21 protein-coding genes are annotated in these 19412 nt (G+C 68.0%); 12 read left to right on the top strand and 9 right to left on the bottom strand.

Going from position 1 to position 19412, the window contains the following annotated elements:
• Positions 1-172 precede the first annotated feature (172 nt).
• Genes AC2D80_RS14670 through AC2D80_RS14635 form a run of 8 tightly spaced genes read left to right on the top strand, consistent with a single transcriptional unit; the run spans position 173 to position 7476 of the window.
• Positions 173-1537 carry an NAD(P)/FAD-dependent oxidoreductase gene (locus tag AC2D80_RS14670; RefSeq protein ID WP_484633813.1) on the top strand — a complete coding sequence of 455 codons (1365 nt, stop codon included), beginning with the start codon at positions 173-175 and terminating at the stop codon, positions 1535-1537.
• Positions 1534-2361 carry a DUF1365 domain-containing protein gene (locus AC2D80_RS14665; RefSeq protein WP_484633777.1) on the top strand — a complete coding sequence of 276 codons (828 nt, stop codon included), beginning with the start codon at positions 1534-1536 and terminating at the stop codon, positions 2359-2361. The genes AC2D80_RS14670 and AC2D80_RS14665 overlap by 4 nt, the downstream gene beginning before the upstream one ends.
• 51 nt (positions 2362-2412) lie before the next feature.
• Positions 2413-3642, top strand: coding sequence for a class I SAM-dependent methyltransferase (locus AC2D80_RS14660; RefSeq protein ID WP_484633776.1), 1230 nt, complete (start codon positions 2413-2415; stop codon positions 3640-3642).
• A gap of 17 nt (positions 3643-3659) precedes the next feature.
• Positions 3660-4268 carry a chalcone isomerase family protein gene (locus AC2D80_RS14655; RefSeq protein ID WP_484633775.1) on the top strand — a complete coding sequence of 203 codons (609 nt, stop codon included), beginning with the start codon at positions 3660-3662 and terminating at the stop codon, positions 4266-4268.
• Complete coding sequence (locus tag AC2D80_RS14650) at positions 4265-5596, top strand: MFS transporter (protein WP_484633774.1); 1332 nt, start codon at positions 4265-4267, stop codon at positions 5594-5596. Before AC2D80_RS14655 ends, AC2D80_RS14650 begins: the two co-directional genes overlap by 4 nt.
• Before the next feature lie 7 nt (positions 5597-5603).
• Positions 5604-6140 (top strand): DUF3833 domain-containing protein, encoded by a 537-nt coding sequence (locus AC2D80_RS14645; protein WP_484633773.1) that lies wholly within the window; start codon positions 5604-5606, stop codon positions 6138-6140.
• A complete protein-coding gene (locus AC2D80_RS14640) occupies positions 6137-7006 on the top strand; it encodes an SDR family NAD(P)-dependent oxidoreductase (protein ID WP_484633772.1) in 870 nt (289 codons plus the stop codon). The genes AC2D80_RS14645 and AC2D80_RS14640 overlap by 4 nt, the downstream gene beginning before the upstream one ends.
• Positions 7007-7011: 5 nt before the next feature.
• On the top strand, positions 7012-7476 hold the full coding sequence (locus AC2D80_RS14635; RefSeq protein ID WP_484633771.1) for a nuclear transport factor 2 family protein: 465 nt from the start codon (positions 7012-7014) through the stop codon (positions 7474-7476).
• A 136-nt stretch (positions 7477-7612) separates the two neighbouring features.
• Here AC2D80_RS14635 and AC2D80_RS14630 read toward each other — a convergent pair whose 3' ends face one another.
• Positions 7613-8227 (bottom strand): glutathione S-transferase C-terminal domain-containing protein, encoded by a 615-nt coding sequence (locus AC2D80_RS14630; protein WP_484633770.1) that lies wholly within the window; start codon positions 8225-8227, stop codon positions 7613-7615.
• 98 nt (positions 8228-8325) lie between these two features.
• Between AC2D80_RS14630 and purB the strand changes: the two genes are divergently transcribed.
• Positions 8326-9747, top strand: coding sequence for an adenylosuccinate lyase (gene purB, locus AC2D80_RS14625; protein ID WP_484633769.1), 1422 nt, complete (start codon positions 8326-8328; stop codon positions 9745-9747).
• Positions 9748-9765: 18 nt separating this feature from the next.
• Here the strand turns inward: purB and AC2D80_RS14620 are convergent, their stop codons facing one another.
• Positions 9766-10200, bottom strand: coding sequence for a DUF3717 domain-containing protein (locus AC2D80_RS14620; RefSeq protein WP_484633768.1), 435 nt, complete (start codon positions 10198-10200; stop codon positions 9766-9768).
• A 140-nt stretch (positions 10201-10340) separates the two neighbouring features.
• On the opposite strand from AC2D80_RS14620, the gene AC2D80_RS14615 reads away from it, so the two are divergent.
• Positions 10341-11054: a TerC family protein gene (locus tag AC2D80_RS14615; RefSeq protein WP_484633767.1), complete on the top strand. Its 714-nt coding sequence runs from the start codon at positions 10341-10343 to the stop codon at positions 11052-11054.
• Positions 11055-11069: 15 nt separating this feature from the next.
• Positions 11070-11429 (top strand): phage holin family protein, encoded by a 360-nt coding sequence (locus AC2D80_RS14610; RefSeq protein ID WP_484633766.1) that lies wholly within the window; start codon positions 11070-11072, stop codon positions 11427-11429.
• A gap of 40 nt (positions 11430-11469) precedes the next feature.
• Here the strand turns inward: AC2D80_RS14610 and AC2D80_RS14605 are convergent, their stop codons facing one another.
• Positions 11470-13065 (bottom strand): M48 family metalloprotease, encoded by a 1596-nt coding sequence (locus AC2D80_RS14605; RefSeq protein ID WP_484633765.1) that lies wholly within the window; start codon positions 13063-13065, stop codon positions 11470-11472.
• A gap of 78 nt (positions 13066-13143) precedes the next feature.
• Here AC2D80_RS14605 and moaC point away from each other — a divergent pair, with 78 nt between their 5' ends.
• Positions 13144-13680: a cyclic pyranopterin monophosphate synthase MoaC gene (moaC, locus tag AC2D80_RS14600; protein ID WP_484633764.1), complete on the top strand. Its 537-nt coding sequence runs from the start codon at positions 13144-13146 to the stop codon at positions 13678-13680.
• A 19-nt stretch (positions 13681-13699) separates the two neighbouring features.
• Here moaC and AC2D80_RS14595 read toward each other — a convergent pair whose 3' ends face one another.
• The 6 genes from AC2D80_RS14595 to AC2D80_RS14570 all read right to left on the bottom strand — a co-directional run bounded on the left by AC2D80_RS14595 (position 13700) and on the right by AC2D80_RS14570 (position 19407).
• Positions 13700-14491, bottom strand: coding sequence for a pilus assembly protein (locus AC2D80_RS14595; protein ID WP_484633763.1), 792 nt, complete (start codon positions 14489-14491; stop codon positions 13700-13702).
• A 124-nt stretch (positions 14492-14615) separates the two neighbouring features.
• Positions 14616-16292 (bottom strand): PglL family O-oligosaccharyltransferase, encoded by a 1677-nt coding sequence (locus AC2D80_RS14590; protein ID WP_484633762.1) that lies wholly within the window; start codon positions 16290-16292, stop codon positions 14616-14618.
• A gap of 108 nt (positions 16293-16400) precedes the next feature.
• On the bottom strand, positions 16401-16832 hold the full coding sequence (locus tag AC2D80_RS14585) for a pilin (RefSeq protein ID WP_484633761.1): 432 nt from the start codon (positions 16830-16832) through the stop codon (positions 16401-16403).
• Positions 16833-17009: 177 nt separating this feature from the next.
• Positions 17010-17795, bottom strand: a complete 786-nt coding sequence (locus AC2D80_RS14580) for an MBL fold metallo-hydrolase (protein WP_484633760.1) — start codon at positions 17793-17795, stop codon at positions 17010-17012.
• A 142-nt stretch (positions 17796-17937) separates the two neighbouring features.
• Complete coding sequence (locus AC2D80_RS14575) at positions 17938-18573, bottom strand: FHA domain-containing protein (RefSeq protein WP_484633759.1); 636 nt, start codon at positions 18571-18573, stop codon at positions 17938-17940.
• A gap of 48 nt (positions 18574-18621) precedes the next feature.
• Entirely contained in the window at positions 18622-19407 is a 786-nt protein-coding gene (locus AC2D80_RS14570) for a Stp1/IreP family PP2C-type Ser/Thr phosphatase (RefSeq protein WP_484633758.1), read from the bottom strand.
• Positions 19408-19412: the final 5 nt, after the last annotated feature.

Here is a 19412-nt window from a genome sequence, read left to right as displayed (position 1 = left end):
GAAGCCTGGCCGCAAGGCCTGCAATCCCGAGGCGCTTCTCCTCCTCCTCCCTCCCTCCCTTGTTCGTTTCGGGGCGCTTCGCAGGCCTTTCTTTTCCGGCGCGGGAGGTGTGCTGATGTACACCGACCCGCACACGCCCAGCACGCCCAACGGCGCGCCGCTGGTGCGTCCGATGCCCCGGGTGGCGGTCGTCGGCTCCGGCATTTCCGGGCTGGCGGCAGCCCACACGCTGCAAGGCCTGGCCGACATCACCCTGTTTGAGGCCAACGATTACTTCGGCGGTCACACCCACACGGTCGACATGACCCTGCCCGACGCGCAGGGCCGGCCGGTGAGCTTCGGCGTGGACACGGGCTTTCTGGTGCTCAACGAGCGCACCTACCCGAACCTGCTGGCGCTGTTTTCGCAGCTCGACGTGCCGATCGCTGAATCGGACATGTCGTTTTCGGTGCAGGCGCCCGGCGCCGCGCCCGATGGCGGGTCGCTGGAGTGGAGCGGCTCGTCGCTGTCGACGGTGTTCGCCCAGCGCCGCAACCTGCTCAACCCGCGCTTCTGGCGCATGCTGGCCGACATCGTGCGCTTCAACCGGGTGACCACCCGGCTGGCCGAGCGCGGCGAAGACCTGCGCCCGAACAGCCCGCTGCTGCAACCCCTGGGCGATTTCCTGCGCGAGCAGGGCTTCTCCGCCGAATTCCGCGACTGGTATTTCCTGCCGATGATGGGCTGCATCTGGAGCTGCCCGACGGACCAGATGCTGCAATTCCCGGTCGCCACGATGGTGCGCTTCTGCCACAACCACGGCCTGATCCAGATCGCCAACCGGCCGCAGTGGTACACGGTGGCCGGCGGCGCGCGCCAGTACGTGCACAAGATCACCGACCGCATCGCCGACAAGCGGCTGAAGACGCCGGTCCAGCAGATCCTGCGCGACGCCGAAGGCGTGCGCGTGGTCAGCGCCGGACGGGTGGAACGGTTCGATGCGGTGATCCTGGCCTGCCACTCCGACCAGTCGCTGCGCCTGCTCGGCGGCGAGGCCTCGGCGGATGAGCGCGAGGTGCTGGGGGCGATCCGCTACCAGGCCAACCGCGCGCTGCTGCACACCGACGTGCGCGTGCTGCCGCAGCGCGAGTCGGCGTGGGCGGCGTGGAACTACGAGCGCGCGCCGGCCGCGCAGGAGTCGGCCCGCGTGTGCCTGCACTACCTGCTCAACCGCCTGCAGCCGCTGCCGGTGAAGCAACCGGTGGTGGTGTCGCTGAATCCGACGCAGCCGATCGACGAACGCACCGTGGTCGGCGCCTGGGACTACGACCACCCGGTGTTTGATCTCGGCGCCATCCGCGCGCAAGGCCGCGTGCCGCAGCTGCAGGGCCACCTCAAGACCTTCTACGCCGGCGCCTGGTGCGGCTACGGTTTCCACGAGGACGGCCTGAAGGCCGGGCTGCAGGCCGCGCGCGCCCTGATCGACGCGTTTGGCCTCACGCCGCGGACCACCGACGACCAGGCGCGCCGCGACGCGCTGCCGGGGGTGTTTGCGTGAACACCGCGGCGCTTGAGCTGCTAGGCCGGCCGGCCGAGCCGCTGATCGGCTTCGGCCGCGTGCGCCACACGCGGCACCGCCCGCGCCACAACGCCTTCGTCTACCCGACCTATTTCCTGATGCTGCCGATGCGCAGCCTGCGCGCCCACGGCCCCGGCGCGCTGGCACGCAACCGCGCCGCCGCCCTGAGCTTCCACGACCGCGACCACGGCGACGGCCGCGAGGACGCGCTGAGCTGGCTCGACGAGGTCCTGGCCAGCCACGGCATCCACGACGCCACCGGCGAAGTCTGGCTGCACACCTACCCGCGCGTGCTGGGCTTTGTCTTCAAGCCGGTGAGCTTCTGGTACTGCCACCGCCCCGACGGCTCGCTGCGCGCCGTGCTGGCCGAGGTGAACAACACCTTCGGCGAGCGCCACGGTTACCTGCTCGACGCCCCCACCTACGGCCAGCCCTGCGAAGCCGCCAAGGTGTTTCACGTCTCGCCGTTTTGCCCGGTGCAGGGCCGCTACCGCTTCGTGTTCATGCGAACCGAACGCCCGAGCGCCGTGGGCGCCGTGCCGCGCACGGTGGCGCGCATCGACTACTTCGACGACGAGCGCCCCGAGGCGCCGGCGCTGCTCAACACCAGCGTGAGCGGCGATCTCGTGCCGCTGGACGCCACCACCACGCGCCGCGCCCTGTGGTCCTACCCCGCCATGACGCTCGGCGTGATCGCCCGCATCCATTGGCAGGCCCTGCGCCTGTGGATCAAGCGCGCCCCGTTCTTCCGCCAACCGCCCGCCCCGCGCGACTTCATCACCTCGGCCCAGCGGCCGCTGTGACCGCCGCCCAGGATCGTCCGACCCAGACCGCCCGACCGCCACCGTCCGCCCATGACCAGCCAGACCGCCACCCGACAGCCCGCCGGCTTCGCCCTGCCGGACAACGCCCCCGCCGCCGCGCGCACCACGCTGCAGCTGCTGCAGCGCCTCTCCCACGGCAGCCTGACCGTGACCCTGCCCGACGGCAGCGTGCAGCGCTTCGGCAGCACCGAAGGCCCGCACGCCAGCATGAAGCTGCACAACTGGGCGGTCTGCGGCGCGGCGCTGAAATCGGGTGACATCGGCTTCGCCGAAACCTTCATCAACGGCGACTGGAGCACGCCCAACCTCACCGCGCTGCTGGAGCTGATGCTGGCCAACCGCCGCGAGGTGGAGGACGTCATTTACGGCTCCTGGCTGGGTCGGCTGGCGTACCGCATCCGCCACCTGCTCAACCGCAACAGCAAGACCAACAGCCGCAAAAACATCCACGCCCACTACGACCTGGGCAACGCCTTCTACGGCCTGTGGCTCGACGAGACCATGAACTACTCGTCGGCCTGGTTCGAGACGCCCGAGCAATCGCTGGTCGAAGCGCAGCACGCCAAGGTGCGGCGTGCGCTGCGCATGGTGCAGGTCAAGCCGGGTGAGCGCGTGCTGGAGATCGGCTGCGGCTGGGGCGCGCTCGCCGAAAAAGCCACCACCGAGTTCGACGCCCACCTCACCGGCGTGACGCTGTCGACCGAGCAGCTGGCCTGGGCGCAGGACCGCATGGCGCGCATCGGCCGCACCGACCGCGCCGACCTGCGGCTGCAGGACTACCGCGACATCCAGGACCCGCCGTTCGACGCCATCTGCTCGATCGAAATGATCGAAGCCGTCGGGCGCGAGTACTGGCCGACCTACTTCCGCACCGTCGCCCGGCTGCTCAAACCGGGCGGGCGCGCCTGCATCCAGAGCATCGTCATCGACGACGCGCTGTTCGACCGCTACATCAAGGGCACCGACTTCATCCAGCAGTACGTCTTCCCCGGCGGCTGCCTGCCCTGCCCGCGCGAGTTCCGCGCCCAGGCGCGCGCCGCCGGCCTGCAGGTCAGCGACGAATTCGCCTTCGGCCTCGACTACGCCCGCACGCTGGCGCTGTGGCGCGAGCGCTTCCTGCACGAGCAGGAGCGCGTGCTCGCCCAAGGCTTCGACCAGCGCTTCCTGCGCATCTGGGAGTTCTACCTCGCGTACTGCGAGGCGGGCTTCCGCGGCCGCAGCATCGATGTCGTGCAGTACACGCTGCACAAGCCCGCCTGAGCCCGGAGCGATCCGCCATGGACGTCCGACCCGCCACCCGATCCCTGCCCGCCCGCGCCCGCCTCGCCGCCTCGGGCGCCCTGCTGGCCGCCGGCCTCCTGCTGGCCAGCGGCCCGGTGGCCGCGCAGCCGGCGCCGGCCGAACCCACGCTCACCGCCGCGCTGCAGGACAAGGCCGCCAGCGGCCGGGCGCGGCTGAAGGTGTGGGGCTTCGACATCTATGACGCCACGCTCTACACCCTGCCCGGCTTCGACGCCGCGCGCTTCGGCGAGCACCGCTTCGCGCTGGAGCTGAACTACCTGCGCAACTTCGACGGCAAGGACATCGCCGAGCGCTCGGTCGACGAAATGCGCCACACCGGCGCGCTCGACGACGCGCAGGCCGCGCGCTGGCTCGACGCGATGGCCCGCCTGTTCCCCAACGTGCAGCGCGGCGACCGCATCACCGGCGTTCACGTGCCCGGCAGCGGCGCGCGCTTCTACCTCAACGGGCGCCTGCTCGGCGAGGTGGCGGACGACGCCTTCTCGCGCCGCTTCTTCGGCATCTGGCTCTCACCCCGCACCTCGCAGCCGCGCATGCGCGAGACGCTGCTGCAGGCCCTGGCGGCCCCGCCGCGCGCGCCATGACCGCCCCCCACCGCGCCGCCGACCCGGCCGCGCGCTTCATCGGCCCGGGCGCCTGGCGCCACGGCCTGAGCTACGGCCTGCTCGGGCTGCCGCTGGCCTTCGTGGCGCTGCCGCTGTACGTGATCCTGCCCAACCACTATGCGCGCGAATTCGCCGCGCCGCTGGGCGCGCTGGGTGGTGTGCTGCTGGGCGCGCGGCTGGTCGACGCGGTGCTCGATCCGATCATCGGCCGCTGGTGCGACCGGCTGGCCGCGCGCGACCAGCGCGCCGTGCTCGCCGTGGCGGCGCTGGCCGCGGTGGCGCTGGCGCTGGGCCTGTGGGGCCTGTTGTTCCCGCCCACCGCGGTGCGCGGCAGCACCTTTGCGCTGCTGACCTGGGCCGGCCTGGTCATGGCCTTCACCTACACCGCCTTCAGCATCGTCAGCGTGGCGCACCAGGCCTGGGGCGCGCGGCTGGGCGGCAGCGAAGCGCAGCGCAGCCGGGTGGTGGCGTGGCGCGAGGCGCTGGCGCTGGTCGGCGTGCTCACGGCCGCCGTGCTACCCACCGCCGCCGGCCTGGGCGCCACCGTCATCGCCTTCGCGGTGTTGCTGGCGCTGGGCATGCTGGCCTGGTCGCGCAGCCTCGTCCCGCCCCCGAGCCCGTCGCTGAGCGACGCGGCACCGCGCGTCTCGCCGCTGCGCCAGCCGGCGTTCCGGCGGCTGCTCGCCGTCTTCGTCATCAACGGCACGGCCAGCGCCGTGCCCGCCACGCTGGTGCTGTTCTTCGTGCAGGACCGGCTGCAGGCGCCGGCCTCGGTGGAGCCGGCATTCCTCGGCGTCTATTTCCTCTGCGCAGCGCTGTCGATCCCGCTGTGGGTGCGGCTGGTCGGGCGCTGGGGCCTGGCGCCCACCTGGATGGCCGGCATGGCGCTGGCCGTGGCCGTGTTCGTCTGGGCGGCCACGCTGGGCGCCGGCGATGTGGTGCCCTTCCTCGTGGTCTGCGCGCTCTCGGGCATCGCCCTGGGCACCGACCTCACCCTGCCCAGCGCCCTGCTCGCCGGCCTGATCGGCCAGCTCGGCGAGCGCGGCCGCGGCGAAGGCGCCTACTTCGGCTGGTGGAACTTCGCCAACAAGCTCAACCTCGCCCTGGCCGCCGGCCTGGCCCTGCCGCTGCTGGGCTGGTTCGGCTACAGCCCCGGCGCGCGCGACCCCGAGGCGCTGCAAACGCTCACCATCGCCTACTGCCTGCTGCCCTGCGCGCTCAAACTCCTGGCCGCCGGTGCGCTCTACACCCTGGTCATCCGTCCCTCCGCCGCGCCCGCGGCGCCCTCCCCCCACACCACGACCTGAGACCGCCATGCAACGACGACTCCTGCTCGCCGCCGGCATCGCCGGCACCGTCACCCTCGCCGGCTGCGCCGGCCCGCAGATCGCGCAGTACGCCAACGAAAAGCCCGTGCTCGACCTGCGCCAGTACTTCAACGGCACGCTCGACGCCTTCGGCATCTTCACCGACCGCAGCGGCGCCGTGGTCAAGCGCTTCACGGTCGTGATGCGCTGCACCTGGAACGGCAACGAGGGCGTGCTCGACGAGGACTTCATCTACTCCGACGGCACCACCCAGAAGCGCATCTGGCGCCTGAAGTACCTCGGCGACGGCCGCTACAGCGGCACCGCCGACGACGTGAAGGGCGAGGCGGTGGGCGAAACCCGCGGCAACGCCTTCCGCTGGAACTACACCCTGCTGCTGCCGGTGGAGGGCCGCGTGTGGGAAGTGCAGTTCGACGACTGGATGTACCTGATGGACGACCGCGTGATGCTCAACAAGGCCGAGATGAGCAAGTTCGGCGTGCGGCTGGGCGAGGTCACGCTGACCTTCGTGAAGCGGCCATGAACACCTCCCTGCCCCACACCGCCGGTACCGCGCGCAGCGCCCGGCCACCGACCGCACCGCCCGCCCGCCGCGGTCTGTTCGCGCCGCTGAACCCGCCGATCACCGATTGGCGGGGCCGCCGCGTCTGGCTGGTCGGCGCCTCCAGCGGCATCGGCGAAGCCTGCGCCGAGGCCCTGTACCGGCGTGGCGCCCAGGTCTTGCTGTCGGCCCGCAAGGCCGAGGCCCTGCAGACCTTTGTTGACGCCCATCCGCCGCGCGACGGCGCGCTGGCGCAGGCCTGGCCGCTGGACGTCACCAACGCCGCGGCCGTGAACGCCACCACGCGCGCCATCCTGGCGCAAGGGCCGCTCGACCTGGTCGTGTACTGCGCCGGCCACTACCGCGAGATGCGCGCCACCGCCATCGACATGGCCGACCTGCGGCGCCACCTCGACATCAACTACGTGGGCGCGCTGCACCTGATGGACGCGCTGGTGCCGGCGCTGGTCATGCAGGGCCACGGCCACCTCAGCCTCATCAGCAGCGTGGCGGGCTTCCGTGGCCTGCCCAAGAGCCTGGCCTACGGCCCGACCAAGGCCGCCCTCACCAACCTGGCGGAGAACCTCTACCTGGATCTTGGGCCGCTGGGCGTGGGCGTGAGCGTGGTTCACCCCGGTTTCGTGCAGACGCCGCTGACGGCGCAGAACGACTTCACCATGCCCGCCCTCATCACGCCCGCCGAGGCCGCGGAATCCATGATCGCGGACTGGGAACGGGGCGCCTTTGAGATCCACTACCCCAAGCGCTTCACCCGCGCAATGAAGCTGCTGCGCCTGCTGCCCTACCGGCTGTTCTTCCCGCTGGTGCGGCGCATGACCGGCCTGTGACGCGCATGGAACCCGCCGACACAATCCAAGTCGCCGCCGACCCCCGCGCCGCCGTGGACCGGCTGTGCACCTACTTTGAGGCCATCGCGCCGGACAACCTCGACCGCCTGGCCGAGCACTACACGGCCGACGCGCGCTTCAAGGACCCGTTCAACGAAGTGCGGGGCGTGGCCGCGATCCGCGCCATCTTCGCCCACATGTTCGTCAGCCTCGACGGACCGCACTTCGTGGTGACCGAGCGGGTGGTGGACGGCGGCCAGGCCTTTCTCGCGTGGGAGTTCCGCTTCCGCTTCAAGCGCTTCGACACCCAGACCGCGCAGGTCATCCGCGGCGGCTCGCACCTGCGGCTGGCCCCCGACGGCCGCGTGAGCGACCACCGCGACTACTGGGACGCCGCCGAAGAGCTGTATGAGAAGCTGCCGCTGCTCGGCGGCCTGATGCGCTGGCTCAAAAAACGCGCTGGCAGTTGATCCCCCCGCGCCGCGCCGGTGGCGCGTCACCCCCCAGGGGGCAATGCCTGCGGCCTGGCGGAGCCAGTTCCGCGGCATTCGCGGGAGCGCGGGCGCGGTGCGGGCCACCGGCGAGCCGCCAGCGGGGGACCTTGGTTCAGGCGGGTTTGGAGTCGATGAAGCTCTGGCGCTGGTTGAGCTTCTCGGCGAGCTTGGCGAGGTTGGGGTGCTCGCTGCGCCAGTCGATCACCGGGAAGCGGAAATCGAGGTAGCCCAGCGCGCAGCCGACGGCGATGTCGGACAGGCTCAGGTGAATGCCGCTGCAAAACGGCTTGTCGCCCAGCCCGCGGCCCATGGCCTTGAGCGCGGCGTGGATCTTGTCCATCTGGCGGTCGATCCAGGCCTGGCTGCGCTGCTCCGCCGTGCGCCCGGCCCAGGTGGCTTCCAGGCGGGCCAGGATGGCCGCGTCGAGCAGGCCGTCGGCCAGCGCTTCCCAGGTCTTCACCTCGGCGCGCTCGCGGCCGCTGGGGGGAATCAGCTTGCCCACGGGCGAGAGCGTGTCGAGGTATTCGACGATGACGCGCGAGTCGAACACCGCCTCGCCGCCTTCCATCACCAGACACGGGACCTTGCCCAGGGGGTTGGAGGTGCCGATGGTGGTGTCGGCGGACCAGACGTCTTCCTGCACGAACTGGTAATCGAGCTTCTTCTCGGCCATGACGATGCGCACTTTGCGCACGTAGGGGCTGGTGATGGCGCCGATGAGTTTCATGGTCGTCCGGGAGTTCGGGGGAAGGCGATTCTAGCCAGACACCCCCGGCGCCCGGCTGACGCAGCCCCGCGGAAATGGGGGACTCCTACAATCACCGGATGCGCCCGACCCCCGCCCCCGCCGCCGCCAGCGCGGCCGCCACCGCCCTGTCCCCGATCGCCGCCCTGTCCCCGCTGGACGGCCGTTATGCCAACCGCCTGGCCGCCCTGCGCCCGCTGATGAGCGAGCTGGGCTACATGCACCGCCGCGTGCAGGTGGAGATCGCGTGGTTCATCGCCCTGTCCGACGCCGGCTTCGCCGAGTTCAAACCGTTGTCGCCCGGCGCGCGCACCTACCTGCTGGGCCTGGTGAAAAACTTCAGTGAGGCCGATGGCGAAGCGATCAAGGCCATCGAAAAAACGACCAACCACGATGTGAAAGCCGTGGAGTACTGGATCAAGTCGAAGTTCGAAGCCCGGCCAGAGCTGGAGAAGGCGGCCGAGTTCGTCCACTTCGCCTGCACCAGCGAAGACATCAACAACACCAGCCACGCCCTGCAGCTCAAAGGCGCGCGCGAGCAGGTGCTGCTGCCGGCGCTCGACGGCGTGATCGCCAAGCTGCGCGACATGGCCCACGCGCTGGCCGCCGTGCCGATGCTCAGCCGCACGCACGGCCAGACCGCCAGCCCGACCACCGTGGGCAAGGAACTGGCCAACGTGGTGGTGCGCCTGCAAACCGCCCGCGCGGCGATCGCCGGCGTGAAGCTCATGGGCAAGATGAACGGTGCGGTGGGCAACTACAACGCCCACCTCAGCGCCTGGCCCGATTTCGACTGGGAAGGCTTCAGCCGCACCGTGGTCGAAACGCCCGAGCCGCTCGGCCTGGGCCTGACTTTCCAGCCCTACAGCATCCAGATCGAGCCGCACGACTACATGGCCGAGCTGTTCGATGCGGTGGCCCGCACCAACACGATCCTCATCGACCTGGCGCGCGACATCTGGGGCTACGTGAGCCTGGGCTACTTCAAGCAAAAGCTCAAGGCCGGCGAAATCGGTTCGTCGACCATGCCGCACAAGGTCAACCCGATCGATTTCGAGAACGCCGAGGGCAACCTGGGCCTGTCCAACGCCCTGCTGCGCCACCTCAGCGAGAAGCTGCCGATCAGCCGCTGGCAACGCGACCTCACCGACTCCACCGTGCTGCGCAACATGGGCGTGGCGCTGGGCTACGCGGTGCTGGCCTACCACGCGCTGGGCGTGGGCCTGAACAAGCTGGAACTCAACGAGGAAGCGCTGGCCGACGACCTGGACGCGTCGTGGGAGGTGCTGGCCGAGCCGATCCAGACGGTGATGCGCCGCTTCGGCGTCGCCGGCGCGTACGAGAAACTGAAGGAAGTCACCCGCGGCAAGACCGTCACGCCCGAGGCGCTGCACGGCCTGATCCGCAGCCTGGACATCCCGGCCGCCGAAAAAGAGCGGCTGCTGGGCATGACGCCGGCCAGCTACGTGGGCAAGGCGGCAGAACTCGCGCGCCGGGTCTGAGCGCCGGCGCGCGGCGCGTTACGTGGCCGGGCCCGCGGACGCGTCCCGCCCGTCGCGGGCGCGCTCGGCGTAGCGGTTGAAGCGCCACGCGTCGCCCGCCTGCGTGATGCGGCGCCAGGTGGCGCGCTTCTCGCCGGGCGTCATCTCCGTCCAGCGCTGCACCTCGTCAAAACTGCGCCCGCAGCCCTTGCACTGCTCGTCCCCCTGGCTGGTGGAACAAATGGCGATGCAAGGCGTGTCGGCCGTGGTGTCGTACCAGGCGCGCCAGGCGGCGGCGGCCTTGGCCGGGAGCGTGAACTCGTCGGCCTCGGTCTCGCCGTAGAACACCAGCAGCGCGTACACCTCGGCCAGCGCCCGGGTTTCGGGCGGCAACGACACGCCGTCCGGCGAGGGTGAGCGCTCACGCCAGTAGTTGATCGCGGCCTCGATGTCGGTGATGTGGATGCCAGCCATGGGGGGGTCCGAAGGGGAGGCGAATGATAGCCAGATCGACCGCCGGCCTCGGGTTTGCGGCTATTGCGTACGACGCCGCGGGGGTCGGTTCGTAAAATCCCGGGTTTACAAAAGGGGCGAGAGGGCCCGGAGGAGTTTCCATGGAATTCATGTCCACCGCCTGGTGGTCGGCGTTGCTGGCCATCGTGCTCATCGACCTCGTGCTCGCCGGCGACAACGCCATCGTGATCGCGCTGGCGGCCCGCAACCTGCCCAAAGAACACCAGAAGAAAGCCATCGTCTGGGGCACGGTGGGCGCCATCGTCGTGCGCTCGGCCATGACCGTGGCCGTCGTGTGGCTGCTCAAGATTCCGGGCCTGATGCTCATCGGCGGCCTGGCGCTGGTGTGGATCGCCTACAAGCTGATCGCCGAAGACGACGGCGAAGGTGACGAACACGGACCGGTGGCGACCACGTTCTGGGGCGCCATGAAAACGATCGTGATCGCCGACGCCATCATGGGCATCGACAACGTGCTCGGCGTGGCCGGCGCCGCCCAGGGCTCGTTCGATCTGGTGGTGATCGGCCTGCTGATCAGCATCCCGATCGTGGTGTTTGGCAGCACGCTGGTGCTGCGTCTGGTCGAGCGCTTCCCGGTGATCATGTACATCGGCGCGGCCGTGCTGGCGTTCACCGCGGGCAAGATGGTCGTCAACGAAAAACTGCTCGGCGAGTGGTTCCGGCCCGGCGGCACGCCCAACACGCTGTACTGGGGCGTGGTGGCGTGCGTGATCGTGGCCGTGCTGGCGGCGGGCTGGCTGCACAACCGCCGCGCGGCCGAGCGCGGCGACGGCGGCGACAACGCCGCGGCCTGACCGGCCGGCCACGCCATGATCTGGCTGCTGCGCTGGCTGCTGGCGGCGTGTGCGCTGCTGCTGGTGGCTTCGGTGTACGACGGGGTGCAGCTGCGGGGCTACGGTGCCGCGCTGATCGCCGCGGCCATCATCGGCCTGTTCAACGCGGTGCTGCGCCCGGTGCTCGTGATCCTCACGCTGCCGGTCACGGTGGTCACGCTCGGGCTGTTCCTGTTCGTGATCAACGCGCTGCTGTTCTGGGCGGCGGCGTCGGTGCTTGACGGCTTCTTCGTGCGCGGCTTTGGCGCCGCGCTGCTGGGCTCGGTGATGTATTCGCTGCTGATGCTGGTGGTCGATGCGGCGCTGGGGGCGCTGCGCGGCCGCCCGGCCGCCTGAGCCGCGCCGCAACCGGGCTCGCCATCACCGGGCGCTGAGTTCAGGGTTCTTTCTCTTCGCGCAGTTGCTCGCGCAGCTGCGCCTCCACCTCCCGGCGCCGGCTGTCCACGATGGCCAGCTCGATGGCGTCGTTGCCGCGCGCCGCCGGCGGCAGGGCCTGCGCCGCGCGCAGCCGCTCGGCAGCGCCGCTGAAGTCGCGGTGCGCCGCGCGCGCCTCGGCCTCGGCGCGCACGGCGTGCAAGGTCAGGCCCTCGGCCTGGCGCACGCGGGCCAGCGTCTGCCAGGCCAGCGCATCGCGCGGCCACATGACCACCCATTCCTGCAAGCGTTGCGCGGCCCGCGCGGTCTGGCCGGTGGCCAGCGCCGCCTGCGCACCCCAGAGCACCGCGCTGCGCGAGCCGCCGGCCAGCGCGGTGTCGCGCAGGCCGGCCAGCAGCGGCCCGTTGGCCGCCGGGCCGGGGCCGGGCGCGAGCAGGGCCTCCATGAGGAAGAACTCCACCAGCGGGCGCGCCTCCGCGGGTGCCGCCAACCGCAGGCTCTCGCCCAGGGTGATGGCCCGGTCGCGCTGGCCCAGGCGCAAAGCGCTCAGGGCGGCGGCGTAGCGATCGCCTGCGCTGGCGCCGGCGGCCGTGCCGACCTGCAGCCACGCGCGCCAGCGGTCGGGGTTGTTCTCGGACAGCACACGGGCGCGCGCCGCCACCAGCGCGTGCTGCGCGGGCGTGGGCAAGCCCGCGCGCGGCGCGGCCGAGGCCAGTGGCCCCACCGGCAGGCGGGCGCGCATGTCGGCGATGCGGTCGGCGGTGAGCGGGTGCGTGCGCAGATAGGGAAAGGCGCCGTCGTCGTTGAGCCGCGAGGCCTGCTGCAGGCGGTCGAACATGCTCACGAAACCCTGACCGTCAAAGCCGGCCCCGGTGAGCACGCCAAAGCCCACCCGGTCGGCTTCGCGCTCCATGTCGCGCGAGAAGTTGAGGCCGCGCTGTGCCGCCACCGCCGTGCTGCCGGCCATCGCCGCGCCGGCGACGTTGGGGTTGGATCCGGCGGCCAGTGCGCCGAGGATCATGGCGCCGATCATCCACGGCGCCATGCGCTCTTCGCGCGAAATCATCCGGGCGATGTGGCGCTGGGAGACGTGGCTGAGCTCGTGCGCGAGCACGGAAGCCACCTCCTCCGGCCGCTCGGTCACGGCGAGCAGCCCGAGGTGGATCCCGAGGTAGCCACCGGGCATGGCGAAGGCGTTGACCGACTTGTCGCGCGACACCAGCAGCTCCCAGGCGAGGCGCTCGGCCAGCTCCGGCGACACCTCGCCGCGGTCGCGCGCCGCCGCCATGAGCGGCTGCCACAGCGCCTGCAGGTAGTCGCCAATCACCGGATCGTCCAGGTAGGACGGGTCGGCATAGAGGCTGCGCACGATGCGGTCGCCCAGCCGCCGCTCCGCGGCCACGCTCATGCCGTCGCCGTCGCCCAGGCTGGGCAGGGCCTGGGCCGTCGGGCCGTCGCGCGGACCCGCGGCGTGCAGGCCAGCCGCCGGAGAATGCGCCCCGGCCGGCGCGGCCGGGAACACCAGGGCCAGGGCCAGGCCGACGGTCGTGAGCGACCGGGCCGGCGCCCACCGGGCGAATCGGGAGGGAAAGCTCATCGCCGTATGATGCCGCGCTTGCGCCGGGGTTCGGTTACGCCGGTGTAAATCCACCCGCCCCCGTCTGTCTGCCAGACCATGCCCGACACCACCACGCCCGCCGCCCCCGCCAGCCCCCTCACGCACTTCGACGCCCAGGGCCAGGCCCACATGGTCGACGTCGGCAGCAAGGCCAGCACCCACCGCATCGCCGTCACCGAAGGCCGCATCCGCATGGAGCCCGCCACGCTGGCGCTCATCGAGCACGGCACGGCGAAAAAGGGCGATGTGCTGGGCATCGCCCGGCTGGCCGGCATCATGGCCGCCAAGAAAACCAGCGACCTCATCCCGCTGTGCCACCCGATCGGCCTCACCCGCGTCGCGGTGGAGTTCCGCACCGACCCCGCGCTGCCGGGGGTGCACTGCACCGCCACCGCGGAGTGCACCGGCCAGACCGGCGTGGAAATGGAAGCCCTCACCGCCGCCAGCGTGGCCCTGCTCACCATCTACGACATGTGCAAGGCGGTCGATCGCGGCATGGTGATCGACGGCGTGCGCCTGCTGGAAAAACGCGGCGGCAAAAGCGGCGTGTTTGTGGCTGACGCCACCAGCCCCGCGGACAAAGGCAGCGCCTGAGCCACCGCGGCCGCGCCGCTCAAGGCACGGCAAACCCGTCGCCGGGCGCGAACCCCAGGATGCGCCCCTGACGGTCCAGCAGCGCGATCCACTCCTGGCGGTGCACCACCGGCAAGAACAGCGCATCCGCCACGGCAACCCCCGACGACCCCAGCTCCCGCTCCACCCGCGCCCGCGCGGCCGGGAACCGCTCCACGAACCGGCTCAGCGGACGCGCCCGCTGCATGGCCTGGCTGGCATAGGCGGGGTCGTATGGGATGTAGAAGTTGGGGCGCTGGGCGAAGTCACGGCCGCCAGAAATCGCCTCGAACAGGATCTCGGCGTGCTCGGTCATGTCCTTGGCCGGCCGCAGCCCGACCGTGATCGGCCCGCGCCAGGGACGCTGCTGCAACGCCGGGGGCAGTGCGTCCAGGTCCGACCGGACGTCCACCCCCAGGTAGTCCGGCGCGGCAATCACGCGAAAACGGTCGAACTCGTGCACCAGGTACATCGGGCGGGCCTCGTGCACCGTCCACAAGCCGTACAGCAGGGCCGCGAGCTGCAGCACGCCGATCAGACCCAGGTCACGCAGCAACTCGCCGCGCGGCTTCGCGCGGTTGAAGACCACCAGCGTGAGCAACGGACCGCACACCACGTCCACCGCCACCACAAGCAGGAACAATTCCCGCCCACCGGACAGCTCGTCAAACGGCGAGGGGTACCAGACGCCCCAGACCAGCAACGCCGCCAGCAGGGACACCGCCAGGGACAACAGAAAATGCACGCCCGCTGCGGGCGCGGCGTGGCGGATGCGGACAATTAAAGACACCATGACTATTTCTTTCCAACGAATTTAGCACCGGGCGTCAGATCGACTCAGCCTTATCCGCAAGTGCAGAACCGGGTGGAACTTTGATAGGAAACAATAAAGTTGATGTATTTGAAACCAATAGGAACTACTCGGGCCTAGATTTTTCTAAACGAGGCGCCACCTTCCACTCAATCCTCGAAATCAAAGGATCGATGGAAGAAAGATATCGCCAACGAGCCAATGCAAGTTTTCGCAACTGTGGGTTGGCCGTAAGGATAGCCAAATCCACAGCGCGCTGCGCGCCAAGAACGTCGCCTTGTCTTGCACGCATCTCCGCGAGATGCTGAAACGCGACAAGAGATGGAAGATGTACGATGCCTCGCTCAAATTCATCGAGTTGTTCTTGAGATAAGGAGTCAGAAGAACCACGGAGTCCAGAGAGAACAGCACCAAACTGGTTCAGTGCATAAACACTCGGCGCCTCCCAAGAATCCGATGCGTCGATCCGCGCAATCTCAAATCGCCATGCATAAAAAGCTCTTTCAACACGCAAATAATCGTGAATAACAAGAGCAAGCGCAACCACAAGCCCCAAGACCCATGGAAGTGCAAAGCGAAGATTTATTGCCCTAAATGGAATCCCGGCAGGTATTGAAAGAGCCCCCATCATCAAACAAGCAGGCAACAAAAAATAAGCAAAAGCAAGGGGTAACTCAACGCATCCGTGCAAACCGATCGCAAATACGCCCGCAGCATAGATTCTATTTTCAACTTCAGTACAGCAAATGACAACTCTGTATGCAGCCCAGACGATCAAAGCAAAGATGCCGAGGGACACCGGCACTCCATACCATACAGCGATATCTAGGAAAACATTGTGCGTCCAGGTGTAGAGCCCCTTGAGGTCAAAGCCAAGATCGCCTGCCGTACGTTGCGCGAGAACACTTTGCGCAAAGCCATAACCTGTCCAAGGCTCGTTCATTGATGCAGCGATGTAAGCTTGCCAGATGAACAGCCGAGCGCTCGTAAGATCTCGCTCAAAGGCTCCAGGACTTGTTGTTACTTGTTGGGCCTCGCCTCCTGTCGATGGCAAGTTCAGCAGAAAGATACTAACGAAAAATAAAATAATTATCGACAGGACGCGAGTAAACCATGGTTTAAATCCCTCTTTACGCCATCCCAAACCCAATACAATCAACATCAGGGCCAAGAACGAAAGATATCCAATTCGTGAACCTGTGACCGAAATTGTGAAAGTCAAGAACCCTGCCCCAATGATCCAGACATTGGGCCTGAGTTCTTTTCTCGATGCAAACCATGTAAGGCCAACCTGCCCAAGCACCATAAGGGTAGCAGCATTGTTCGGCTGGTTCAAATTGCCATACGGTTGATGAGTTGGGGCAACCTCTTGGATCCACACACCCATCAAAGAAAGTTGCATCCATTGCACAAGAACAAAGAAGCCCGTTCCAAAAGCTGCTATCACAAGCCCAAGAAATACAAATCTCCCAAATTGCTCCGGATTGTCTCTGCTCCACTCTCGACCGAATACGGTCGCCAAGGCAGCACCTATCAAGTACAAGAATGCAATAACAAGGTGCCCGATGAAGTATATTTTCCCGGCAACCCATTGATAAATACACAACAGGAACAATAGGATAAAAGCCCCGGCGATAAGATCTATCCCCAAACCATTGCGCGATCCGTCCCCTTTCCTCTTTGCACACCAAACAATAAAAGTTACTAGTAGCACCCCGGAGATCCACGCATCTTTGTGAAACGCAAGCCACGGTGGAGAAGCATTCGGCAGCAACCAAGACATGGCCAGCAGCACCGATGCGAGAGGGGTCCAAAGAGGTAACGCCTTCATCAACAAACCCACATGCAAAAAGAAAAGCCCCGAAAGGGGCTTTTCTTAATTATCCTTCGTTTAACGGCAGCTTGCTGGACGGAAACGGACGTTAATCGTATCGCCGGGGATACCACAATCCCAGTTCACTTGGCCGTTCGCTGCCAGGGTACCACGCATGCTCAGCGTTTGACCGACAATTCGGGGATCGTTTGCACCCGTAGCGGTAATAGTGCCAGTCGATTCGTCTTGACGCGCATACACAACGCCTTGGACAAACTGGGATTGCTGGTTATCCAGCGCAAAGCTACCTACGAGAGGCATCGCACCCTCGGTGGCCGCGGTTTCTGCCAGCGAGGTGCGCGCGGCCGAGACAGCCAGCACGATTTCAGACACCCGTGCCCGGGTGGTGTAGTCCTGATAAGCCGGCAGCGCCACGGCGGCCAGGATACCGATGATGGCCACGACGATCATCAGTTCGATCAGCGTGAAACCTTGTTGGATTCGCTTCATGGGGGTCACTCCTAGGAGGGGTTGGGGGTGGGTCGCAGCCCCATCAGCAGGGTGCGTGCCGAGAAGTTTAGGAGGGGTTGGCGCGTTCACCGAGCCCGCTGGGCTCGCCGGGGGCGCCGCCCGGAAGGCGGGGTGACGACAATTTTTAGCCCCGGGTGACAGGGGTGACAAAAATTGTCAGACGTCGAAGATCTGGCCGGCGGTGAGCCAGCGAATGTCGTGGCCGGGGCGGGTGTCGAAGCGGCGGATCTCATCGACGATGAGTTCGGTCTCGGCCGGCTTGGTGTGGGTGACGTAGATGGGGAACCGGCGCGCGGGATCGAGCTGGGCGAGTTCTTCGGCGAGGCTGGCCGGGGCGAGATGCAGGCTGCGCTGGGCGAGTTCTTGCTCGCGGTCGCTGAAGGCGGTTTCGATGACGAGGTGGCCGACGGGCAGCTGGTTGATGCGTTGCCAGAAAGCGGGGTTGCGGCCGGTGTCGCCGCTGAACACCCAGCAGTCGCCGTCGCCGCGGGCGGCGTAGCCCACGGCGGGCACGGTGTGGACGGCGGGCAGGGCCTCGATGGTCTTGCCGGCCACGCGCAGCACGTCTCCCGTGGCCAGCGGCTCAAAGCGCATGAGCGGGGCGCCGGCGCTGGGGATGGCGGTGAAGTCGGGCCAGATGGTGTTGTTGAACAGGTGGGCGCGCAGGGCGTCGATAGTGCCGGCCAGGGCGTGGACCGCGATCGGCGGGCGACCCGCGGCCAGGCGCGCGGACGCGACGCTGTCGAGCATGAGCGGCAGCGCGGCCACGTGGTCGAGGTGGGCGTGGGTGAGCAGGACGTGATCGATGCGGCGCATCTCGTCGAGCGTGAGGTCGCCGACGCCGGTGCCGGCGTCGACCAGCACGTTGTCGTCCAGCAGGAAGGCGGTGGTGCGGCAGCCGTGGGCGATGGCGCCGGAGCAGCCCAGGACGCGCACCCTCATGGCTGGCGGAGGAGAGCAGGGAAAAGAATCATGGCGGAGCAAGCCTAGCGGCTCGGGCGCCGCGCGGATAGGACTTTTTCCGCAGTTTTTCCGCGCACGGGTCGGCGGGGCCGACGGCGCAGCGGCGGGGGACAGGAGCGGCTCAGGGCTGCAGCACGAACTGCATCTGGGTGCCACCCAGTTCCAGCAGGTCGCCATCGCGCAGGTCGACGGCGTCGCTGCCCAGCGGCTGGCCGTTGACGGTGGGACGGACGGTGCCCTCGACGACGGCGATCACATACGCATGGGGCCGGCGGGTGATGGCGGCCACGGCGACGCCCGGCTTGCCGAGGGTGGTGACGACCTTGACCAGCGGCAGCTCGCGGCCAGCGGCCGAACCCGACATGACCCGGATGAGGGCGTTGCCCACCGACGCGCCGGCGGGGTTGACCACGCTGCCGGCGTTGATGACCATGGTTTTTTCGTACTGGTCGGCGGTGACGGTTTCGCTGCCCTCGGCGACGTAGCGGATCTTGTACTTGCCGATCTCGATCAGGTCGTCGTTGGCCAGCTGCTGCTTCTTGACCGCCTTGCCGTTGACGTAGGTGCCGTTGGTGCTGTTGAGGTCTTCGATGGTGACGCTGCCACCGCTCATTTGCATGACCGCGTGTTCGCCGCTGACCGCCAGGTTGTCGATCACGATGTCGTTGTACGGCCGGCGGCCGAGCGTGGTGCGGTCTTTGGTGAGCTGCACTTCCTTGATGACGACGCCGTCGATGGAAACGATCATTTTCGGCATGGCCGACTCCTGTGATCCTGTGGTCTTATTGTCTGATGCGACGCGCGATTATTTCCCCAACATGCGCGACAACAGGCCGCGCCGTGCGGGTTTGGACCGGGCGTGAGCGAGTATGACCGAAATATTGTCGCGTCCGCCGCACTCGTTGGCACCATCCACCAGCGCGCGTGCTTTTTCCTCAAGCGTGCCGGCGGTGACCAACACGGCGGCGATGCGCTCGTCGCTCATCATGTCGCTCAGGCCGTCGGAGCAGAAGAGGTAGAGGTCGTCGTCCTCCACCCGGAACTCATTCACTTCCAGCAGCACCGTGTCCTCCACGCCGAGGGCGCGGGTGACCAGGTTTTTGTGGGTGGCGTACTGGGCCTGCTCGGCCGAAATCAGACCGGCGTCGATCTGCTCCTGCAGCAGGGAGTGGTCGCGGGTGATCTGCGCGAACTCGCCGCGGCGCAGCCGGTAGCAGCGCGAGTCGCCGACGTGGCCGATCATGGCGCGGCCTTCGCTGAACACGCCCATGACCAGCGTGGTGCCCATGCCGGCGTACTGGGGGTTGGCGTTGGCGGCGTTGAAGATGGAGCGGTTGGCGTTGTCGATGCAGATTTCCATGGCGCGCTTGAGCTCTCGCGGGCTGGCTTCGAAGCCGCCTTCGGCGATCCACCGGCCGAGTTCGGTGCGGATGAAGGTGGTGGCCATGGCGCTGGCCACCTCGCCGGCGTTGTAGCCGCCCATGCCGTCGGCCAGGATCGCGATCTGGTTGTCGGTGTCCAGCGTCACCGAGTCCTCGTTGTTGTCCCGAACGAGACCCGGGTTTGTGATGCAAAAGTACTCGAAATTCATGATCG

It is taken from the genome of Hydrogenophaga sp. T66, assembly GCF_057219855.1.
Note: the sequence above shows the minus strand (reverse complement) of the source record. Positions and strands in the feature narration are given on the sequence as shown.